Annotated in this window: 18 protein-coding genes; 4 read left to right on the top strand and 14 right to left on the bottom strand. The window is 65.9% G+C overall.

Going from position 1 to position 15127, the window contains the following annotated elements; all coding sequences use genetic code 11:
• Positions 1-6 precede the first annotated feature (6 nt).
• Together ACMGG8_RS11850 and ACMGG8_RS11845 are read right to left on the bottom strand one after the other, a co-directional pair.
• Complete coding sequence (locus ACMGG8_RS11850) at positions 7-249, bottom strand: acetyl-CoA carboxylase (RefSeq protein WP_060840627.1); 243 nt, start codon at positions 247-249, stop codon at positions 7-9.
• 108 nt (positions 250-357) lie between these two features.
• Positions 358-1116 carry a 5-oxoprolinase subunit PxpA gene (locus ACMGG8_RS11845; protein WP_414159613.1) on the bottom strand — a complete coding sequence of 253 codons (759 nt, stop codon included), beginning with the start codon at positions 1114-1116 and terminating at the stop codon, positions 358-360.
• Positions 1117-1315: 199 nt separating this feature from the next.
• Here ACMGG8_RS11845 and ACMGG8_RS11840 point away from each other — a divergent pair, with 199 nt between their 5' ends.
• Positions 1316-2233, top strand: coding sequence for a LysR family transcriptional regulator (locus ACMGG8_RS11840; protein WP_060840629.1), 918 nt, complete (start codon positions 1316-1318; stop codon positions 2231-2233).
• A gap of 135 nt (positions 2234-2368) precedes the next feature.
• Here the strand turns inward: ACMGG8_RS11840 and ACMGG8_RS11835 are convergent, their stop codons facing one another.
• From ACMGG8_RS11835 to ACMGG8_RS11815, 5 genes are all read right to left on the bottom strand, one after another.
• Entirely contained in the window at positions 2369-2953 is a 585-nt protein-coding gene (locus ACMGG8_RS11835; protein WP_060844397.1) for a membrane integrity-associated transporter subunit PqiC, read from the bottom strand.
• Entirely contained in the window at positions 2950-4641 is a 1692-nt protein-coding gene (locus ACMGG8_RS11830; RefSeq protein WP_060840631.1) for an intermembrane transport protein PqiB, read from the bottom strand. The genes ACMGG8_RS11835 and ACMGG8_RS11830 overlap by 4 nt, the downstream gene beginning before the upstream one ends.
• Positions 4634-5248 carry a paraquat-inducible protein A gene (locus ACMGG8_RS11825; RefSeq protein WP_060840632.1) on the bottom strand — a complete coding sequence of 205 codons (615 nt, stop codon included), beginning with the start codon at positions 5246-5248 and terminating at the stop codon, positions 4634-4636. The genes ACMGG8_RS11830 and ACMGG8_RS11825 overlap by 8 nt, the downstream gene beginning before the upstream one ends.
• A complete protein-coding gene (locus ACMGG8_RS11820; RefSeq protein ID WP_060840633.1) occupies positions 5248-5856 on the bottom strand; it encodes a paraquat-inducible protein A in 609 nt (202 codons plus the stop codon). Before ACMGG8_RS11820 ends, ACMGG8_RS11825 begins: the two co-directional genes overlap by 1 nt.
• 189 nt (positions 5857-6045) lie before the next feature.
• Positions 6046-6480, bottom strand: a complete 435-nt coding sequence (locus ACMGG8_RS11815; RefSeq protein ID WP_060840634.1) for a multidrug/biocide efflux PACE transporter — start codon at positions 6478-6480, stop codon at positions 6046-6048.
• A gap of 89 nt (positions 6481-6569) precedes the next feature.
• Here ACMGG8_RS11815 and ACMGG8_RS11810 point away from each other — a divergent pair, with 89 nt between their 5' ends.
• Complete coding sequence (locus ACMGG8_RS11810; RefSeq protein WP_414159612.1) at positions 6570-7424, top strand: LysR family transcriptional regulator; 855 nt, start codon at positions 6570-6572, stop codon at positions 7422-7424.
• 54 nt (positions 7425-7478) lie between these two features.
• On the opposite strand, the gene ACMGG8_RS11805 is transcribed toward ACMGG8_RS11810, so the two are convergent.
• The 4 genes from ACMGG8_RS11805 to ACMGG8_RS11790 all read right to left on the bottom strand — a co-directional run bounded on the left by ACMGG8_RS11805 (position 7479) and on the right by ACMGG8_RS11790 (position 10093).
• A complete protein-coding gene (locus ACMGG8_RS11805; protein WP_414159611.1) occupies positions 7479-8729 on the bottom strand; it encodes an RNA polymerase sigma factor in 1251 nt (416 codons plus the stop codon).
• Positions 8729-9220 carry an SRPBCC family protein gene (locus ACMGG8_RS11800; RefSeq protein ID WP_060840637.1) on the bottom strand — a complete coding sequence of 164 codons (492 nt, stop codon included), beginning with the start codon at positions 9218-9220 and terminating at the stop codon, positions 8729-8731. The genes ACMGG8_RS11805 and ACMGG8_RS11800 overlap by 1 nt, the downstream gene beginning before the upstream one ends.
• Before the next feature lie 26 nt (positions 9221-9246).
• A complete protein-coding gene (locus ACMGG8_RS11795) occupies positions 9247-9591 on the bottom strand; it encodes a YciI family protein (RefSeq protein WP_060840638.1) in 345 nt (114 codons plus the stop codon).
• 67 nt (positions 9592-9658) lie between these two features.
• Entirely contained in the window at positions 9659-10093 is a 435-nt protein-coding gene (locus ACMGG8_RS11790; RefSeq protein ID WP_060840639.1) for a YybH family protein, read from the bottom strand.
• A 182-nt stretch (positions 10094-10275) separates the two neighbouring features.
• On the opposite strand from ACMGG8_RS11790, the gene ACMGG8_RS11785 reads away from it, so the two are divergent.
• Positions 10276-10761, top strand: coding sequence for a GNAT family N-acetyltransferase (locus ACMGG8_RS11785; protein WP_060840640.1), 486 nt, complete (start codon positions 10276-10278; stop codon positions 10759-10761).
• Between the two features lie 71 nt (positions 10762-10832).
• On the opposite strand, the gene ACMGG8_RS11780 is transcribed toward ACMGG8_RS11785, so the two are convergent.
• Positions 10833-11336, bottom strand: a complete 504-nt coding sequence (locus ACMGG8_RS11780) for a GNAT family N-acetyltransferase (protein WP_414159610.1) — start codon at positions 11334-11336, stop codon at positions 10833-10835.
• Between the two features lie 222 nt (positions 11337-11558).
• On the opposite strand from ACMGG8_RS11780, the gene ACMGG8_RS11775 reads away from it, so the two are divergent.
• Complete coding sequence (locus ACMGG8_RS11775) at positions 11559-11711, top strand: hypothetical protein (protein WP_414159609.1); 153 nt, start codon at positions 11559-11561, stop codon at positions 11709-11711.
• Here ACMGG8_RS11775 and ACMGG8_RS11770 read toward each other — a convergent pair.
• Together ACMGG8_RS11770 and ACMGG8_RS11765 are read right to left on the bottom strand one after the other, a co-directional pair.
• Entirely contained in the window at positions 11690-12382 is a 693-nt protein-coding gene (locus tag ACMGG8_RS11770) for a response regulator (protein WP_060840642.1), read from the bottom strand. The two genes, ACMGG8_RS11775 and ACMGG8_RS11770, sit on opposite strands and share 22 nt — an antisense overlap.
• Entirely contained in the window at positions 12379-15072 is a 2694-nt protein-coding gene (locus tag ACMGG8_RS11765; protein WP_414159608.1) for a DUF4118 domain-containing protein, read from the bottom strand. The genes ACMGG8_RS11770 and ACMGG8_RS11765 overlap by 4 nt, the downstream gene beginning before the upstream one ends.
• Positions 15073-15127: the final 55 nt, after the last annotated feature.

The following is a 15127-nucleotide window of genomic DNA, read 5'->3' as shown; positions in this document are numbered from 1 at the left end:
CGGCCCTCACTGCTTGAGCGTCGCGACGACCTGACCCGGTTCCACCGGATCACCGTCCTGCACCGCAAAGGCGCTGACCTGGCCCGCGCTCCCGGCGGTCAGTTCGGAAAACTGCTTCATGACTTCGATCAGGCCGATCACGGTATCGGCGCTGACGAGGTCGCCGACCTCGACGAAAGGCGCCGATTCAGGGGTGGCCTTGCGATAGAAGGTGCCCGGCAAGGGGGTGATAACACTGTGTTCGGCCATGTCTGTTCCTTTTGGAATAGTTGTAGAAAGGCAGGCAAAAATTCAAAACCCGGGTGAGGCCCGCATCTGTGCGCGGTGCTTCTTGTCGATGGCTGGCTCTGGATGCGCTCAGCGCGGTGCGCGCACCTCGATGCCGGCCTGGTCCAGCGCGGTGCGGGTGGCCTCGACCAAGTCCAGGGCGCCCGGGGTGTCGCTGTGCAGGCAGATGGAATCGAACTCGAGGAACAACTCCTCGCCTTCGACGGTGCGCACCAGGCCGGTCTGGCAGGCGCGCAGCACCTTGGCCGCCACCGCGGCCGGGTCCAGGGCGCGGACATTGCGGGTAAACACGATGGAGCCGCTGAGGTCGTAGTCGCGGTCGGCGTAGAACTCGCGGATCACCGGCTGCCCCAGTTCCCGGGCCACGTGCCAGATCACCGAGTTGGGCATGCAATACAGCAGCAGCTCGGGCTCCAGTTTGCGCAGGTTTTCCACCAGCAGCCGCGCCGCCTCCTCGTCCCGGGCCAGATGCATATAGAGCGCGCCGTGGGGCTTGATGTGTTGCAGCTTCACGCCTTGCACCCGGGCCAGCTCACGCAGGGCGCCGAGCTGATAGAGCATGTCGTCCACCAGCTCCTGGGCCGGGGCATTGATGTGCCGGCGACCGAAACCCACCAGGTCGCGAAACCCCGGGTGAGCGCCGATGGCCACCCCACGGCGCTTGGCCTGCTCGATGGTGCGGCGCATGGTGCCGGGGTCGCCGGCATGGAAGCCGGTGGCGATGTTGGCCGAACTGATGAAGCCCATCAGTTCGCTGTCGACGCCATCGCCGATGGTCCAGGGGCCGAAGCTCTCGCCCATGTCCGAATTGAAATCCACTGCCTGCATCACTGTTGCTCCAACTCTTGTGACTTCGTGCAACAGAAATTAGAGCGGCCTTGACCCCTTGGGAAGATCTATTATCAGATAGAGCTTCTTCTGAAAAACAGATAAAACTATCGAGCAGCGCTGTAGGTGACGGCATCGGCGTTCGCGCGATGGCCTTGGCCGGCAAGCCGGCTCCTACAGGACAAGAGGGGAATGGGCCATGTCGTTGACCTTGCGCCAGGTGCGCTATTTCGTGGCCACCGCCGAGATCGGACAGATCTCCCAGGCGGCGATTCACTTGAACATTTCGCAGTCGGCGGTGACCACGGCGATCAAGGAACTGGAGGCCATGCTCGCGGTGCAGTTGTTCGTGCGCTCGGCCCAGGGCATGAACCTGACCGATGCCGGGCGGCATTTTCTCAACCGCGCCTACGTGATTCTGCGCAGCGTCGAGGATGCCCTGAACAGCCCGTTGCCGGACTACCGGGCCAGCGGCGTGCTGCACCTGGCGGCCAGCTACACGGTGATCGGCTACTTCCTGCCGCACCACCTGCAGCGCCTGGAGCACTGGCACCCGGACGTCACCATCGAGCTGCATGAACAGGAACGCCAGGCCATCGAACAAGGCTTGCTGGAAGGCCGCTTCGACATGGCGGTGGTGCTCACCGCCAACCTGACCCACCCGGACATCGTCTCGCAGACCCTGTTCAACTCCGAGCGCCGGCTATGGCTGCCGGCCCACCATCCGCTGTGCGAACGCACCAGCATCAGCCTGGCGGACGTGGCCCAGGAGCCGTTCATCCTGCTCACCGTCGACGAAGCCGAACAGAGCGCCATGCGCTATTGGGAACAGGCCGGCCAGCAGCCCAACGTGCGGGTGCGCACCAGCTCGGTGGAGGCGGTACGCAGCATGGTGGCCAACGGCAGCGGCGTGGCGATTCTTTCAGACCTGGTGCACCGGCCCTGGTCCCTGGAGGGCAAGCGCATCGAGACCCTGAGCCTGAGCGACGCGGTCACGCCGATGAGCGTGGGGCTGGCCTGGCATCGCGAACGCACCTTCACCCCGGCGATGCAGGCCTTGCGTGCCTACTTCCACGACGCCTTCCTCGCGCCCCAGCAACACCTGGCACGACGCTGAGCCCCCTCGTAGGCCCACAGAGCCTTGCCCGCCGATCGCCCACCAAACCCACAGCGGCCTCAAAATCCTGGCCTCTGCTGCATCGGAATGCCGCCCAAGCCGTTCACAGCCTGCGGCAGCGGCGACAGGGCTGATTCAGGGGCAGGTCCAGCGCTGCGCCGCGGCGGCGATCTGCCCGGCCAGCTGGGCGATGGCCTGCTGGTGGGCCTGCACCAGGCTGTTCAGTTCGATACCCGCCGGCTGACGGATCTGGCTGCTGCAGGTCAGGCTGCGGGCCGGGCCGCCCTCGCCCCGCAGGCGCAGGCTCCAGACCACATCGATCAGCGCATAGCGACCGGGCAGGGATTCGAAGCGCCGCACATCGGTCTGCAATGACAGCACCGGACGCCCGGGCTGCTTGGGCAGCCCTTCTAGGTTGCGGGTGCCGAGTTTCTGCTCCATCTGGCTGGCCAGGGCATCGTGGAATTCATCCACCAGCGGCGCGCTCCAGCGCTGGGTTTCGAGGATCGCCAGGCTGCCGCTGTCCTGGCGTACCACCAGTTGCGGCTGGTCCACCTGCACCGGAATGCGCACCGTGGACATTTCGAACTGCGGCCCGTCAGCGCGGGCCGCGCCGCTGCCTTCGGCGACCGGCGGCAGCAAGGTGTAGTAACGGGTGGGCGCGGAACTGCAGGCGGCCAGCCCCAGGGTCAGGCAGAGCAACAGGGCACGGGTTTTCATGGCTGGGCTTCCGGTACGGATTCGCGAACAGAGGAGGATGGCGACTGGTAGGCATCCGGTTGGTTGTCTTTGAGGCGCCCGCGGATCAGCGCTTCCGGATGACGCCCGAGGAAGTCGCTGAGCACCCGTACCGAACGCGCGGTGCGCTGCACTTCTTCCATGGCCTGGCTGAGTTTCTGGCGCTGCGGCGAGTCCTCGGAGAAGCTCTCGTTGGCGCTGGCCAGGGTCTTCTTCGATTGCTCCAGGGTGTCGCGCATCTGCGGCAGCACCTCGCCATTGACCTGCTTGAGGGTCTTCTGCATCTGCGCGAGGCTGCCATCGAGGTTGGCGGCAATCGAGTCGATCGGCAGCTTACTGATCTTGTCGACCACGGCCTGCAACTGCTCCTGCAACTTGTCCATGCTGCCCGGGATGGTGGGGATCTCCAGCGGCCGCGCCGCCGCGTCGTAGGCCACCGGCTTGGCGTTGGCGACAAAGTCCAGGGAGATGTACAGCTGCCCGGTCAGCAGGTTGCCGCTGCGGGGCTGGGCCCGCAGGCCGTTCTTGACGAAGGTGCCGATCAGCTTGGCCGAGCGTGCGTCGTCTTCACCGCCGGTCTGCTTCACCAGTTTTTCGTGGGCCTTGCCCAGGCGCTCGGGATAGATCACCGCGCCGACCAGGGTCGGGAAATACTTGCGCTGTTCGTCGTAGTCCAGGTCCATGGACACCACCTTGCCGATGTTCACCCCGAGGAACTCCACCGGGGCATTGAGCGACAGGCCGCGCAGGGCCTGGTCGAAGCGCATGCGGATGTAATAGGGCGCGCCGTCCGGCGGGGCCAGGGCGGTGTCCTGGTCGCCGAACAGGGTGTACTCGGCGTTCTCTTCGGCCGGCTGGGCATTGGGGCTGTACTTGGGCTCGACGAAGGCAATGCCGCCGGCGAGGATCGACGACACCGACTCGGTGTTGACCTTCAGGCCGTTGGCGCCGAGGGTCACATCGACGCCGCTGGCGTTCCAGAAGCGGGTGTCGGTGGTGACGTACTTGTCGTTGGGCGCGTTGACGAAGATCTTCACGTCCACGCCCTTGCCGCTGTTGGCCAACTGGTAGGACACCACCTGCCCCACTTCGATGCGCCGGTAGTAGACCGGCGAACCGATATCCAGCGAGCCCAGGTCATCGGTGTGCAGGGTGAAGCGCTTGCCCTTCTGCCCATAGGTGATGGGCGGCGGGGTTTCCAGGCCCTTGAAGCTGTCCTTGCGCTTTTCCGAGCGGCCGGCGTCGGCGCCGATAAAGGCTCCGGAGAGCAGAGTGTCGACCCCGGAAACGCCGTTGGCGCCGATCCGAGGGCGCACCACCCAGAACATCGAGTCGTCGGCGGTAAAGGGCTCGGCGGACTGATCCAGCTCGACCTTGGCCAGCACCTTCTTGCGGTCGTCGCTCAAGGCGATGGAGGTCACCTTGCCGATCACCACGTTCTTGTACTTGACCTGGGTCTTGTTGGCCTCCAGGCCTTCGGCGGTCTGGAAGCTGATGGTGATTTCCGGCCCCGCCGACAGCGACTTGTGCACCACCATCGACAACCCCACCAGGGCCGCGACGATCGGCACCAGCCACACCAGCGAGACATTGAAGCGCCGCGTGCGCAGCGCCGGAGCACCAGGCGCGGGCCGAGGATTTGCTGCGTTGGAACCTGGATGCTCAGACATCTTCAACCTCTGCGTCCCAGATAAGCCGGGGATCGAAACTCATGGCGGCCAACATCGTCAGCACCACCACCAAACCAAAAAACAGAATGCCCATCCGCGGATCGATGGAGCTCAGGGCACGAAACTGCACCAGGGCCGCCACCAGGGCCACCACCAGCACGTCGAGCATCGACCAGTAGCCGATCAGCTCGATGAAGCGGTACAGCTTGGCCCGCTCGCGCTGGGCCCAGAGGCTGCGGCGCTGGCAGGTCACCAACAGGGTGCCGAGGACAAAGAACTTGCTGCAGGGCACCACCACGCTGGCAATGAAGATCAGCAGGGCGATGTCCCAGGAGCCGTGTTTCCAGAACTCCACCACGCCGCTCATGATGGTGTTTTCACTGGCGCTGCCAAAGATGCTGGTGTGCATCACCGGCAGCAGGTTGGCCGGGATGTAGAAGATCAGGCTGGCCAGCAGAAAGGCCCAGGTACGCGCCAGGCTGTTGGGCTTGCGCGCATGCACCACGGCATCGCAGCGCGGGCAGCGGTGTTCGAAGTCCTGGCAGACCTGGCCGCAGGTGTGGCACAGCATCAGTTGGTAATCCCGGGCGTAGGGCGGCGCACTCATCAGTAGCGGCCCTCCAGGTCATCCCAGAGGTAGCGGATGTCCTTGCCGGAGATCAGGATGATCAGCACCGTGAGCATCGCCAGGGCCCACAGGCCCATCCCCGGATGCACATCGAGCATCCCCGCCAGCTTGACGATGGCCACCAGGATGCCCAGCAGGCACACCTCGAGCATGCTCCAGGGGCGCAGGTGTTCCAGGGCCCGCATGCAGGCCTTGAAGCCCGGCGCCGCACGGCCGACGTTGGCAAAGCCCAGCACCCAGCACAGCAGGATGATCTGCAGGCAGGGCGCGAGAATGATGGTCAGGCCGGTGATCGCCGCGATCAGGCTGATGCGGCCCTGGGCCAGGGCCTCGACCGATTGCCAGAGGGTCGCCTCGTTGCTCAGGCCTTCGAGGCTGATCTTGATCACCGGAAACAGGTTGGCGAAGACGAATAACACCCCGGCGGTGATCGACAGGGCGAACAGCTGCTGCACGCTCAAGTGACGGGCGCGGGCCAGCAGCGCGCCGCAGCGCGAGCACTGGGCGGCCTGGCCCTTGCCGAGCGGCACCGATTCGTACAGCGAATCGCAGTGCTCGCAGATGATCCAGTTGCGGGAAATAGTCATGGTCTTCAGATAGTCGGGAGGGCGGCAGGTTCAGTGACTCGAACCTGCTGGCGCATATTTTCAGAAAAACATCAGGACAGTGTCCAGTTTTGTCTGCTGCGTCGCCGCCGGTGTCTACGCCATGATAGGCGCCCCGGAGATTTTCGCCGCCCGCCAGCGGAGGCAGTCAATCCCGGGACGCCCTCTCGTTCAATGGGCCAGGCGCGTTTGCAGCCACTTGCCCCGCAGCACGTCGTAGGCCCAGTGGTAGAGGTAGGTGTAGGGCAGGAAGAACAACAACACGCCGATGTCGAGGAGCAAGGCCTGCAACAGGCTGATATCCAGCCACCAGGCAATCAGCGGCACACAGAAGGCCACCAGCCCGCCTTCGAACAGCAAGGCATGCAGGACCCGGGTCCTGGCGGTGTGTTCAAGCTCCAGACGCTTGAGCAAACGATCGAACAGACCGTTGAACAGCACGTTCCAGCCCAGGGCCAGAAGGCCGATGGCGAGGGTCACCAGGCCCATGTCGACCATGGGCTTGTCCATGATCCAGGACAGCAGCGGAGTACAGATCGACACCGCCAGCAGCTCAAAGGCGACCGCCTGGAAAATACGTTCGGTAAGGGATTTAGGCAGGCTCATTGCCGTACTCCTGAAGTAAAGGTGCTGGCGATCATCCAGGAGCAGGCCGATACTTGATAATCAATAACCATCGATCAAGGCGATAGTTCATGGCCTCACATGAAGTGCTGCTGGCGTTCGTCCAGGCCGCCACCCAGGGCTCCTTTTCCGCTGCCGCACGCAAGCTGGGCAAGAGCCAGTCCACCATCAGCGCGGCGGTGGCGAGCCTGGAGATCGACCTGGATGTCCAGCTGTTCGACCGCAGCAGCCGCAAGCCCGGGCTGACACCGGCCGGGCACGTGCTGCTGCAGCGCGCCGAAGAGATCCTCGCCGCCACCAGCCGCCTGGAAATGACCGCCAGCCAACTGTCCCGAGGGGTCGAGGCCAAACTCACCATTGCCCTGTCCGACACCTACCAGTCGGATCGTTTCGAAAGCTGCCTCAGCGCCTTCGAGCAGCGCTATCCGGACCTGGATCTGGAATGCCTGATCGCCGAGTGCGAGGACCTGATCGCCCTGGTGCAAAGCGGCCGGGCGCACATCGCCTTTGCCGAGCAGCAAGACGATTACCCGGCGGACCTGGAGCACAAGACCCTGGATGAGCGGGGTGAAATGTCGCTCTACGTGTCGCGCAACCATCCCCTGGCAGAGCGGGATCAGGTCGACGAACAAGCCCTGCGCCAGCACCGGGAACTGCGCCTGGCGACCGTGCTCAACCCTTACGAGAGCCGGAGCCAGGGCCGGGTCTGGTCGGCCCCCAGCTACCTGATGCTGCTGGAGATGGCCCAGGGCGGCTTTGGCTGGGCGCCCCTGCCGCGCTGGCTGGTGGAAGGGTTCGGCGCAGACAGGTTGCAGGAACTGCAGGTCCGTGGCTGGCCACGCACCGTGGCGGTGGACGCGCTCTGGTCACGCCTGCACCCACCGGGTCCGGCGGGCAGCTGGTTGCTGGCGCGGATGCTGCAATGACCGCGTTCACCGGCTCGTGGCCGGCCCCCGCCAGCCGCCCTGAATCGCCAGCTTCTAGCGGGAGCCGAGCTCGGCCAGGCGCTGTTCGAGAAAGCGTCGCTCGGGGCCTTGCCGGGCCAGGGCCAAGGCGTGCTGGTAGGACTCGCGCGCGGCGGCGATATGCCCCAGTTGCCGGCAGAAATCGGCCCGCGCGGCATGGGCCAGGTGGTAATCCTGCAAGTCGCCACGCTGCAGGATGGCTTCCACTTGCTCCAGCCCAGCAGCCGGCCCATCGCGCTTGGCCAGGGCCACGGCACGGTTGAGGCGGATCACCGGCGAAGGCTGCAAACGCAGCAGGATGTCATACAGACCGACGATCTGCGCCCAATCGGTCTGTTCGGCACTCGCGGCCTCGGCATGCACCGCGGCAATCGCCGCCTGCAGGCAATAAGGCCCCGCGTGCCCGCTGCGCAGGCCGCGCTCCACCAGGGCGCAACCGTCTTCGATCAAGTCCTGCTGCCACAACGAACGGTCCTGCTGGTCCAGCAGGATCAACTCGCCAGTGGCAGAGATCCGCGCCGTGCGCCGTGACTCGTGCAACAGCATCAGCGCCAGCAGGCCCATCACCTCCGCCTCGGGCAACAGCTCCAGCAACAGGTAGCCCAGGCGAATGGCTTCGCGGGTCAGCTCATCTCGGGTCAGTTCGGCGCCCATGGAGGCCGAGTAACCCTCGTTGAATACCAGGTAGATCACCCGCAGCACGCTCTCCAGGCGCTCGGGCAATTCACTCAGTTGCGGCACCTGATAGGGAATCCCGGCGTCGCGGATCTTCGCCTTGGCGCGCACGATGCGCTGGGCGATGGTGGCCGGGGTGACCAGGAAGGCCCGGGCGATTTCCTCGGTGCTCAGGTCGCAGATCTCGCGCAGGGTCAATGGCACCTGGGCATCCGCCGCCAATGCCGGGTGGCAGCAGGTGAAGATCAGCCGCAGGCGGTCATCCTGCACATCCTCGACGCTCCAGTCGTCCTGTTCGAGCTGTTCCAACTGGCTGAGCAGCGCCGCCTGGGAGGCCGCGAAGCGCGCTCGTCGGCGCAGGGCGTCAATCGCCTTGAAGCGGCCGACCGACACCAGCCAGGCCCGGGGGTTGTCGGGCACGCCATCGGCCTGCCAGCGTTCGACAGCCACGAAGAAAGCCTCGTGCAGCGCCTCCTCGGCCAGGTCGAAATCCCCCATCAGGCGGATCAGGGTGGCGAGGATCCGCCGCGACTGCTCGCGATAGACCTGCGCCACCAGCCCCGCCAGCGCCTCCCGGTCTTGCTCGGCCATCAGTCCGGCAGGCCCTGGGTCACCAGCGCCACCAGGCGCTCCAGGCTCTGCCCCCAACCGTCATGAAAGCCCATGGCTTCGTGAGCCTTGCGGTCGGCTTCGCTCCAGTGCATGGCACGGGCGGTGTAGAGGGTCTTGTTGCCCTGCTCCTCGAAGGTCACTTGCGCCGTCATGAACGGCTTGCCCGAAGGAATCCAGCCCGGCAGGTAGGCATCGGTAAACACCAGCCGCGACGGGGCGTCGATCTCCAGGAACACCCCCATGGTCGGGTACTCGCTGCCGTCCGGAGCGCGCATCAGGGTACGAAACTGGCCGCCGACCCACAGGTCCATTTCGCACTCCGGGGTGGTCATGCCATGGGGCCCCCACCACTGGACCAGCAAGGCCGGCTCGGTCCAGGCGCGAAATACCGTATTGCGCGGAGCGTCGATCAAGCGGCTGATCGACAGTTCATGCTCGGCGGACCTGCGGCCCGCGGTTGGGAATGTCATCGAAAAACTCCTGTTCAGGGGGATGTTCAGGGCTTCAATTCACGTACCGGACGCACTTCGACGCTGCCGACCCGGGCGGCCGGAATATGCCCGGCGACCTGGATCGCTTCATTCAGGTCCCGGGCCTCGATCAGGTAGAAACCGGCCAGCTGTTCCTTGGTTTCGGCAAACGGGCCGTCGGTGATCGACAGCTTGCCGCCGCGCATGCGCACCGTGGTGGCGCACTGCACCGATTGCAGCGCCTCGGCGGCGAGCATCCGCCCACTGCCCTGCACCGACTCGGCATAGGCCAGGCATTCGGCATCCTCGGGACTGTCGGGCAGGCTGTGCAGCAAGCGCTCGTCGCTGTAGACCAGGCATAGGTATTTCATGGGCACCTCCGGACTCGGGCTGAGCAACTATGGTCGCTGTTTTGCACTTTGGCGAACCGCTCGCTGTTCAGGGTTGCAGGTCGAACCGGGTGGTCCCGGTGAGCATGTCGAACGGCGCCGACCAGTGCTCATGCACCACCTGCCACTGGCCGTCGCGACGTTGATAGGCGGCGCTGACGCGCATCCAGCAGGCCTTGGTCACGCCCTCCGCGTCGGTGCCGCCGCAATGGGCCAGCCAGTGGGCGAAGGCCAAGTCTTCGTCGGCCCGCACCTGCAGTTGGTGGAACTCGAAAATGCCCGGGCCGGGGCAAACCTGCATGCACGCCTCCCAGTGCGCGCGATAGGCGGCCTTGCCCTTGAACTGCAAGGCCCCGACCGCATCGAAGGAGGTGATGTCATCGGCGTAATAGCTGACGATGCGCTCGATATCCCGGGCCACCACTGCCTGCTGCCAATGGTCGATCAGGCTGCGCACCTGCGCTTCGTTGGATGGATTGAGCATGGCCAAACTCCTCGTGAGTGAAATCAACCGCGGTGAACAGCCCCGGCACACCGGGCCCTGGCTGTTCGGTTCACCCTTAGTCGCCTGGCCATTCGCGCAATCGACAAGCCACAGAAAAAAATTTACCCGTTGCACAAAATCGCTAGAATCCGCCCCCTCCTCCCGACCGGATCGCCCTGCCCGTGACCACACGCCTCGTGCCTTATGAACAGCTCGACAGCCACCAGCATGCGCGCTTGCTGGAGCTTGAAGTGCGGCCCGGACAGAAGGCGTTTAGCGGGGACATTCATGGCGCGCTGCACTCCCTGGTCAATGCGCCCCAGGGGGCGATCAAGGGCTTTGCCCTGCTCAGCGACGAGCGGCCGGTGGCCTTTGTGCTGCTCAAGCGCCCGCCCTGCCTGCCGGCCTGGGCCGACGCCGACAGCGCCAGCCTGCACGCCCTGCAAGTGGACCAGCGCTTCCAGGGTCAAGGCTTCGGCCAGGCCTGCCTGCAAGCCATTCCCGCCGCCGCGCGCCAACAGTGGCCCGGACTCAAGGGCCTGAACCTGGCGGTGGACGGCGACAACCAGCCAGCCCTCAGGCTGTACCGCAAGCTGGGCTGGGTGGAGAACGGCGAGGCCTGCAAGGGCCGGATCGGTTATGAGCGGCGGATGGTGCTGGCGTTCTGAGTGACCCGAGTGGGCCAGGAACGATCCAGATCCGCCGCGTTTCTCTTCATCAAACCGACGGTTTCACGGCATCAGCGCGCAAGACTCAGCACCATTTCATGCCAGGCCATGCCGCCGTGGTCCGACGCCGACGCCTTGACGTAGACAAAACCGAAGCGCTGGTACAACGCCACATGGCGCTCCTTGCACATCAGGTGGATACGCGCCTTGCCCATCTGGCCCATGCGCGCGATGAAGGCGTTCAGCAATTGCCGGGACAGGCCCAGGCCCTGGAAGTCCGGGTGCACCACCACCGACATGATCACCACTTCGGAACCGGCCGGGTCGTGGCCGATCAGTTCCTTGAAGGCTTCATCGGCCATCTGCACCTCGAAGGTGGCGCCGGCGTTGATGAAGCCGGCCACCACGCCGTCCATCTCGGCGACGATAAAACCCTCGGGCCAGGTGGCGATGCGGGTGGCGATCTTTTCCCGGGTCGCGGCTTCGTCGCCTTCGTAGGCCAGGGTTTCGATGGCGAAGCAACGGTCCAGGTCGGTGGGCAGTACGGTGCGGATCAGCGGGTTCGAAGCGGTCATGGGGCGGCAACCTGAAGTCGGTGAAGGGTGGCGGATTCTAGCAAGAGTGGCGCCGCGCCGAGCCTGGCGTATGCAGGGCATAGGGATCATCGGGGACGCCGTAAAGCTTTCATATAAACCCTGGCAAGCAGGCCGCACAGGGATTATCTATCAGCTCCCCGACGCCTGCTGGCCGGCCCTGTCGAGCCGGTCGTGCCGCGTCTTGCCCACAGGACCTTCCCCATGAGCAACATCCAGATCGGCCTTTTTCTGCTGTTCGGCATCGCCACCTTCGGCTGCATCACCCTGTACATCGACTTTGTGCATGAGCGGCGCCGCAGCGAGAAATCCCTGAGCGGCGCCACGCGCCGGGATCAGAGCCCCACCAGGCGATAACCCACCTGCAACTCGGTGATCAGATGCTGGGGCTGCGCCGGATCGGCCTCCAGCTTCTGCCGCAGATGGGCCATGTGCACCCGCAGGTAATGGGCGCGGTCGACGTAATCCAGGCCCCAGACCTCCAGCAGCAGCTGGCGATGGGTCAGGACCCGGCTCTGGCCGCGGATCAGCGCACAGAGCAGGCGGTATTCGATTGGCGTCAGGTGCACCAACTGCCCTTCGCGGCGCACTTCATGGGTCGCCAGGTCGACCTCGATCACCCCGAAGTTCACCTTGCTGGTGGCCGCTGCCGCGCCGCTCTGGCCATGACGGCGCAACTGCGCGCGAATCCGCGCCAGCAGCTCCGGCACGCCGAACGGCTTGACCAGGTAGTCGTCGGCCCCGGCATCCAGGGCGGCGACTTTCTCGTCTTCCCGATCCCGGGCCGAAAGCACCAGGATCGGCACCGCCAGCCAGCCGCGCAGCTCGCTGATCAGTTGCTTGCCGTCGCCGTCCGGCAGGCCCAGGTCGACGATCACCAGGTCCGGCTGACGGCTGGCGGCATGGATCAGCGCGCGCTTGACGCTGTCGGCCTCGAACACCTGGAAGCCTTCGTCCTCCAGGGCAATGCCGACAAAGCGGCGGATATTGGCTTCGTCCTCGACGATCAGGATGCGTGGGCTGCTCATAGGGCTTCCAGGGAAGGCGGTTGTCCCGCCGGCAAGGTGATGACAAAACTCAGCCCGGCGTCGGCGTGAGGCTGGGCCTCGATCCGCCCGCCATGGGCTTCGACGATGCGTTTGGCCAGGGCCAGGCCCAGGCCGATGCCGGCCACGGCGGACTCCTGCTGGCCGCGGCTGAAGGCTTCGAACAGGCTGTCCGGGGAACTGCCCTTGGGGCAGCCGGGGCCGGAATCGCTGACCTGCAAAATGATCTGCTGGTCGACCTGACGGGCACTGATCTGCACCAGGGTGCCGGCCGGAGTGTACTTGGCGGCGTTGTCCAGCAGGTTCACCAGCACCCGTTCCAGCAGCAGCGCGTCCACTTCCACCAGGGGCAACTGCGGCGCCATGACGACCCGCAACTGATGCTTGGCCAACGGCTCGCGCAACTGGCGCAGGGCGCTGCCGACAATTTCCTCCAGGGAGTTCCACTGGCGCTTGAGACGCACGCCACGCTCCTGCATGCGCGCCATGTCCAGCAGGTTCTCGATCAGGCGCTGCATGGACGAGGCCTGATCGTGGATACCCGCCAGCAGGGGCTTGAGCGGGCCCTCGGTGGCGTGGGGCAAGGCGGCGTCGGCGGCGCCGATGATGGTGGTCAGGGGCGTGCGCAGGTCGTGGGAGATCGCCGCCAGCAACGTGTTGCGCATGCGCTCGCCCTCCATCTGCACCACGGTGCTCTGGGCCACTTCGACGTAATGCACGCGCTCCAGGGCAATCGCCAGCTGGCTCATGCACGCCTCCAGCAGGCGCCGCTCCTCCGGTTCGGCCAGGCGTTCGGCATCCGCCAGTTCCAGCACCAGCACCCCGCGCACCCGCATCGGCGCCTTGAGCGGCAGGTAGCAGCCCTTGGCGGCTGCCAGGGTGTCGGTGCCGCGCCCCGCCGGCTGGGCGTGGTCATAGGCCCACTGGGCGATGCTTTCGTCGATGGTCAGGACATTGGCGCTCAGGGCGCGCACGCGATTGTCGGCGTCCGGCAGCGCCAGCCCGACCCGGGCCTCGAACACCCCGCTGAAGGTGCGCAGGGCCACGGCGCAGATCTGCTCCTCGGTCAGCGCCGCCGACAGCTCCCGGGCCAGCCCGGCCAGGGAAGTGGCACGGCGCTCGCCCTCGGCGGCGGTGCGCGCCTGATGGCGCAGGCGCGCGGTGAGCTGGCCGGTGATCAGGGCAATGCCGAGCATCAGGGCGAAGGTGAAGAAGTACTGGGTGTCGTTGACCGTGAACGACCACACCGGCTGGACGAAGAAGAAGTCGAAGCACAACACCGCCAGCATCGCCGCCCAGACGCCCGGGCCGCGCCCAAAGCGCAGCGCCACCAGCACCACGGTGAGCAGGAACAGCATGACCACGTTGGCCGGGTCGAACACCTGGAGCAGCAGCGCCGCCACCGCGGTGGCGGCAAAACAGGCAAGGCTGGCCCACAGGTAGGCCGGCGCGCGGCTCGGTGGCAGCCCGGCCTCGGGCTTGTCCGCAAGCACCGGGCGTCGGCTCAAGGGGCCGTTGGCGATCACGATCTGATCGATTTCCGGATGCTGGCGGCTGATCCGGTCGCTCACCGACTGGTGCCAGAACTGCCAGACCTTGCGCGGGTAATGGCCCAGCACCAGGCGATTGGCATTGTGCTCGCGGGCACAGGCCACCAGCGCCTCGGCCACATCCAGGCCGGGCAGCGTCGCGGTTTCGGCGCCAAACTCGGCGGCCAGGGCCAGGGTCTTCATCGCCGCCGCATAACGGCTGGAGCCGTGGCCGCGGCGCTGCGCCGAGGCCACGTGCACCACCATCCAGTCGGCTTCGAGCTTCTGCGCCAGGCGCGCGGCCTCACGCACCAGGCGTTCGTCCGCCGGATCACCGGCCACCCCCACCAGCAGGCGCTCGCGGGCCGGCCACAGGGCATTGATCGAGCGTTCGCGGCGGTAGTCGCGCATCTGCGCATCGACCCGGTCGGCGGTGCGACGCAGGGTCAGTTCGCGCAGGGCCAACAGGTTGCCCTTGCGAAAGAAATGCCGTGAAGCGCGCTCGGCCTGGGGCCCCATGTAGACCTTGCCGTCCTTGAGGCGGCGCAGCAGGTCATCCGGCGGCAGGTCGATCACCAGCACTTCGTGGGCTTCGTCGAACAGGTGATCGGGCACGGTCTCGCGCACGCGGATGCCGATGATGCCGCTGACGATGTCGTTGAGGCTTTCCAGGTGCTGGACGTTGAGGGTGGTCCAGACATCGATCCCGGCCCGCAGCAGTTCTTCCACGTCCTGCCAGCGTTTGGGGTGGCGCGAACCGGGGACGTTGCTGTGGGCCAGCTCGTCCACCAGCAGCACCGCGGGACGCCGCGCCAGGGCGGCGTCCAGGTCGAATTCGGGCAAGGCGTAGTCGCGGTGCATCAGGCGGTGACGCTCCAGCACCTCCAGGCCTTGCAGCAGCTCGGCGGTTTCCCGCCGGCCATGGGTTTCCACCACCCCGGCCACCACGTCGCGGCCCAGGGCCACTTCGCTGCGGGCGGCGGTGAGCATGGCGCAGGTCTTGCCGACCCCGGCGTTGGAACCAAAATAGATCCGCAGCTTGCCGCGCTGGGCGGCCTGTTCATCCTGCTGCAGCTTTTCCAGCAGCGCGTCGGGGTCGGGACGCCCGTCGCGGGGCGGGGAACTCGCATCGAGCACAGTCATGAGCTTCCTTAAATGAACAATGCGGCGCTCCGGGGAGCGCCGCATTGTCAGTCCT

This window comes from Pseudomonas sp. BNK-45, from assembly GCF_047456255.1.
In the GTDB taxonomy this organism is placed as follows: domain Bacteria; phylum Pseudomonadota; class Gammaproteobacteria; order Pseudomonadales; family Pseudomonadaceae; genus Aquipseudomonas.
Note: the sequence above shows the minus strand (reverse complement) of the source record. Positions and strands in the feature narration are given on the sequence as shown.

Bases quoted from the DNA above. Each gene is read 5' to 3' on its own strand.
- ACMGG8_RS11850 (WP_060840627.1), bottom strand. From the start codon at position 249: ATGGCCGAACACAGTGTTATCACCCCCTTGCCGGGCACCTTCTATCGC.
- ACMGG8_RS11845 (WP_414159613.1), bottom strand. From the start codon at position 1,116: ATGCAGGCAGTGGATTTCAATTCGGACATGGGCGAGAGCTTCGGCCCC.
- ACMGG8_RS11840 (WP_060840629.1), top strand. From the start codon at position 1,316: ATGTCGTTGACCTTGCGCCAGGTGCGCTATTTCGTGGCCACCGCCGAG.
- ACMGG8_RS11835 (WP_060844397.1), bottom strand. From the start codon at position 2,953: ATGAAAACCCGTGCCCTGTTGCTCTGCCTGACCCTGGGGCTGGCCGCC.
- ACMGG8_RS11830 (WP_060840631.1), bottom strand. From the start codon at position 4,641: ATGTCTGAGCATCCAGGTTCCAACGCAGCAAATCCTCGGCCCGCGCCT.
- ACMGG8_RS11825 (WP_060840632.1), bottom strand. From the start codon at position 5,248: ATGAGTGCGCCGCCCTACGCCCGGGATTACCAACTGATGCTGTGCCAC.
- ACMGG8_RS11820 (WP_060840633.1), bottom strand. From the start codon at position 5,856: ATGACTATTTCCCGCAACTGGATCATCTGCGAGCACTGCGATTCGCTG.
- ACMGG8_RS11815 (WP_060840634.1), bottom strand. From the start codon at position 6,480: ATGAGCCTGCCTAAATCCCTTACCGAACGTATTTTCCAGGCGGTCGCC.
- ACMGG8_RS11810 (WP_414159612.1), top strand. From the start codon at position 6,570: ATGGCCTCACATGAAGTGCTGCTGGCGTTCGTCCAGGCCGCCACCCAG.
- ACMGG8_RS11805 (WP_414159611.1), bottom strand. From the start codon at position 8,729: ATGGCCGAGCAAGACCGGGAGGCGCTGGCGGGGCTGGTGGCGCAGGTC.
- ACMGG8_RS11800 (WP_060840637.1), bottom strand. From the start codon at position 9,220: ATGACATTCCCAACCGCGGGCCGCAGGTCCGCCGAGCATGAACTGTCG.
- ACMGG8_RS11795 (WP_060840638.1), bottom strand. From the start codon at position 9,591: ATGAAATACCTATGCCTGGTCTACAGCGACGAGCGCTTGCTGCACAGC.
- ACMGG8_RS11790 (WP_060840639.1), bottom strand. From the start codon at position 10,093: ATGCTCAATCCATCCAACGAAGCGCAGGTGCGCAGCCTGATCGACCAT.
- ACMGG8_RS11780 (WP_414159610.1), bottom strand. From the start codon at position 11,336: ATGACCGCTTCGAACCCGCTGATCCGCACCGTACTGCCCACCGACCTG.
- ACMGG8_RS11775 (WP_414159609.1), top strand. From the start codon at position 11,559: ATGAGCAACATCCAGATCGGCCTTTTTCTGCTGTTCGGCATCGCCACC.
- ACMGG8_RS11770 (WP_060840642.1), bottom strand. From the start codon at position 12,382: ATGAGCAGCCCACGCATCCTGATCGTCGAGGACGAAGCCAATATCCGC.
- ACMGG8_RS11765 (WP_414159608.1), bottom strand. From the start codon at position 15,072: ATGACTGTGCTCGATGCGAGTTCCCCGCCCCGCGACGGGCGTCCCGAC.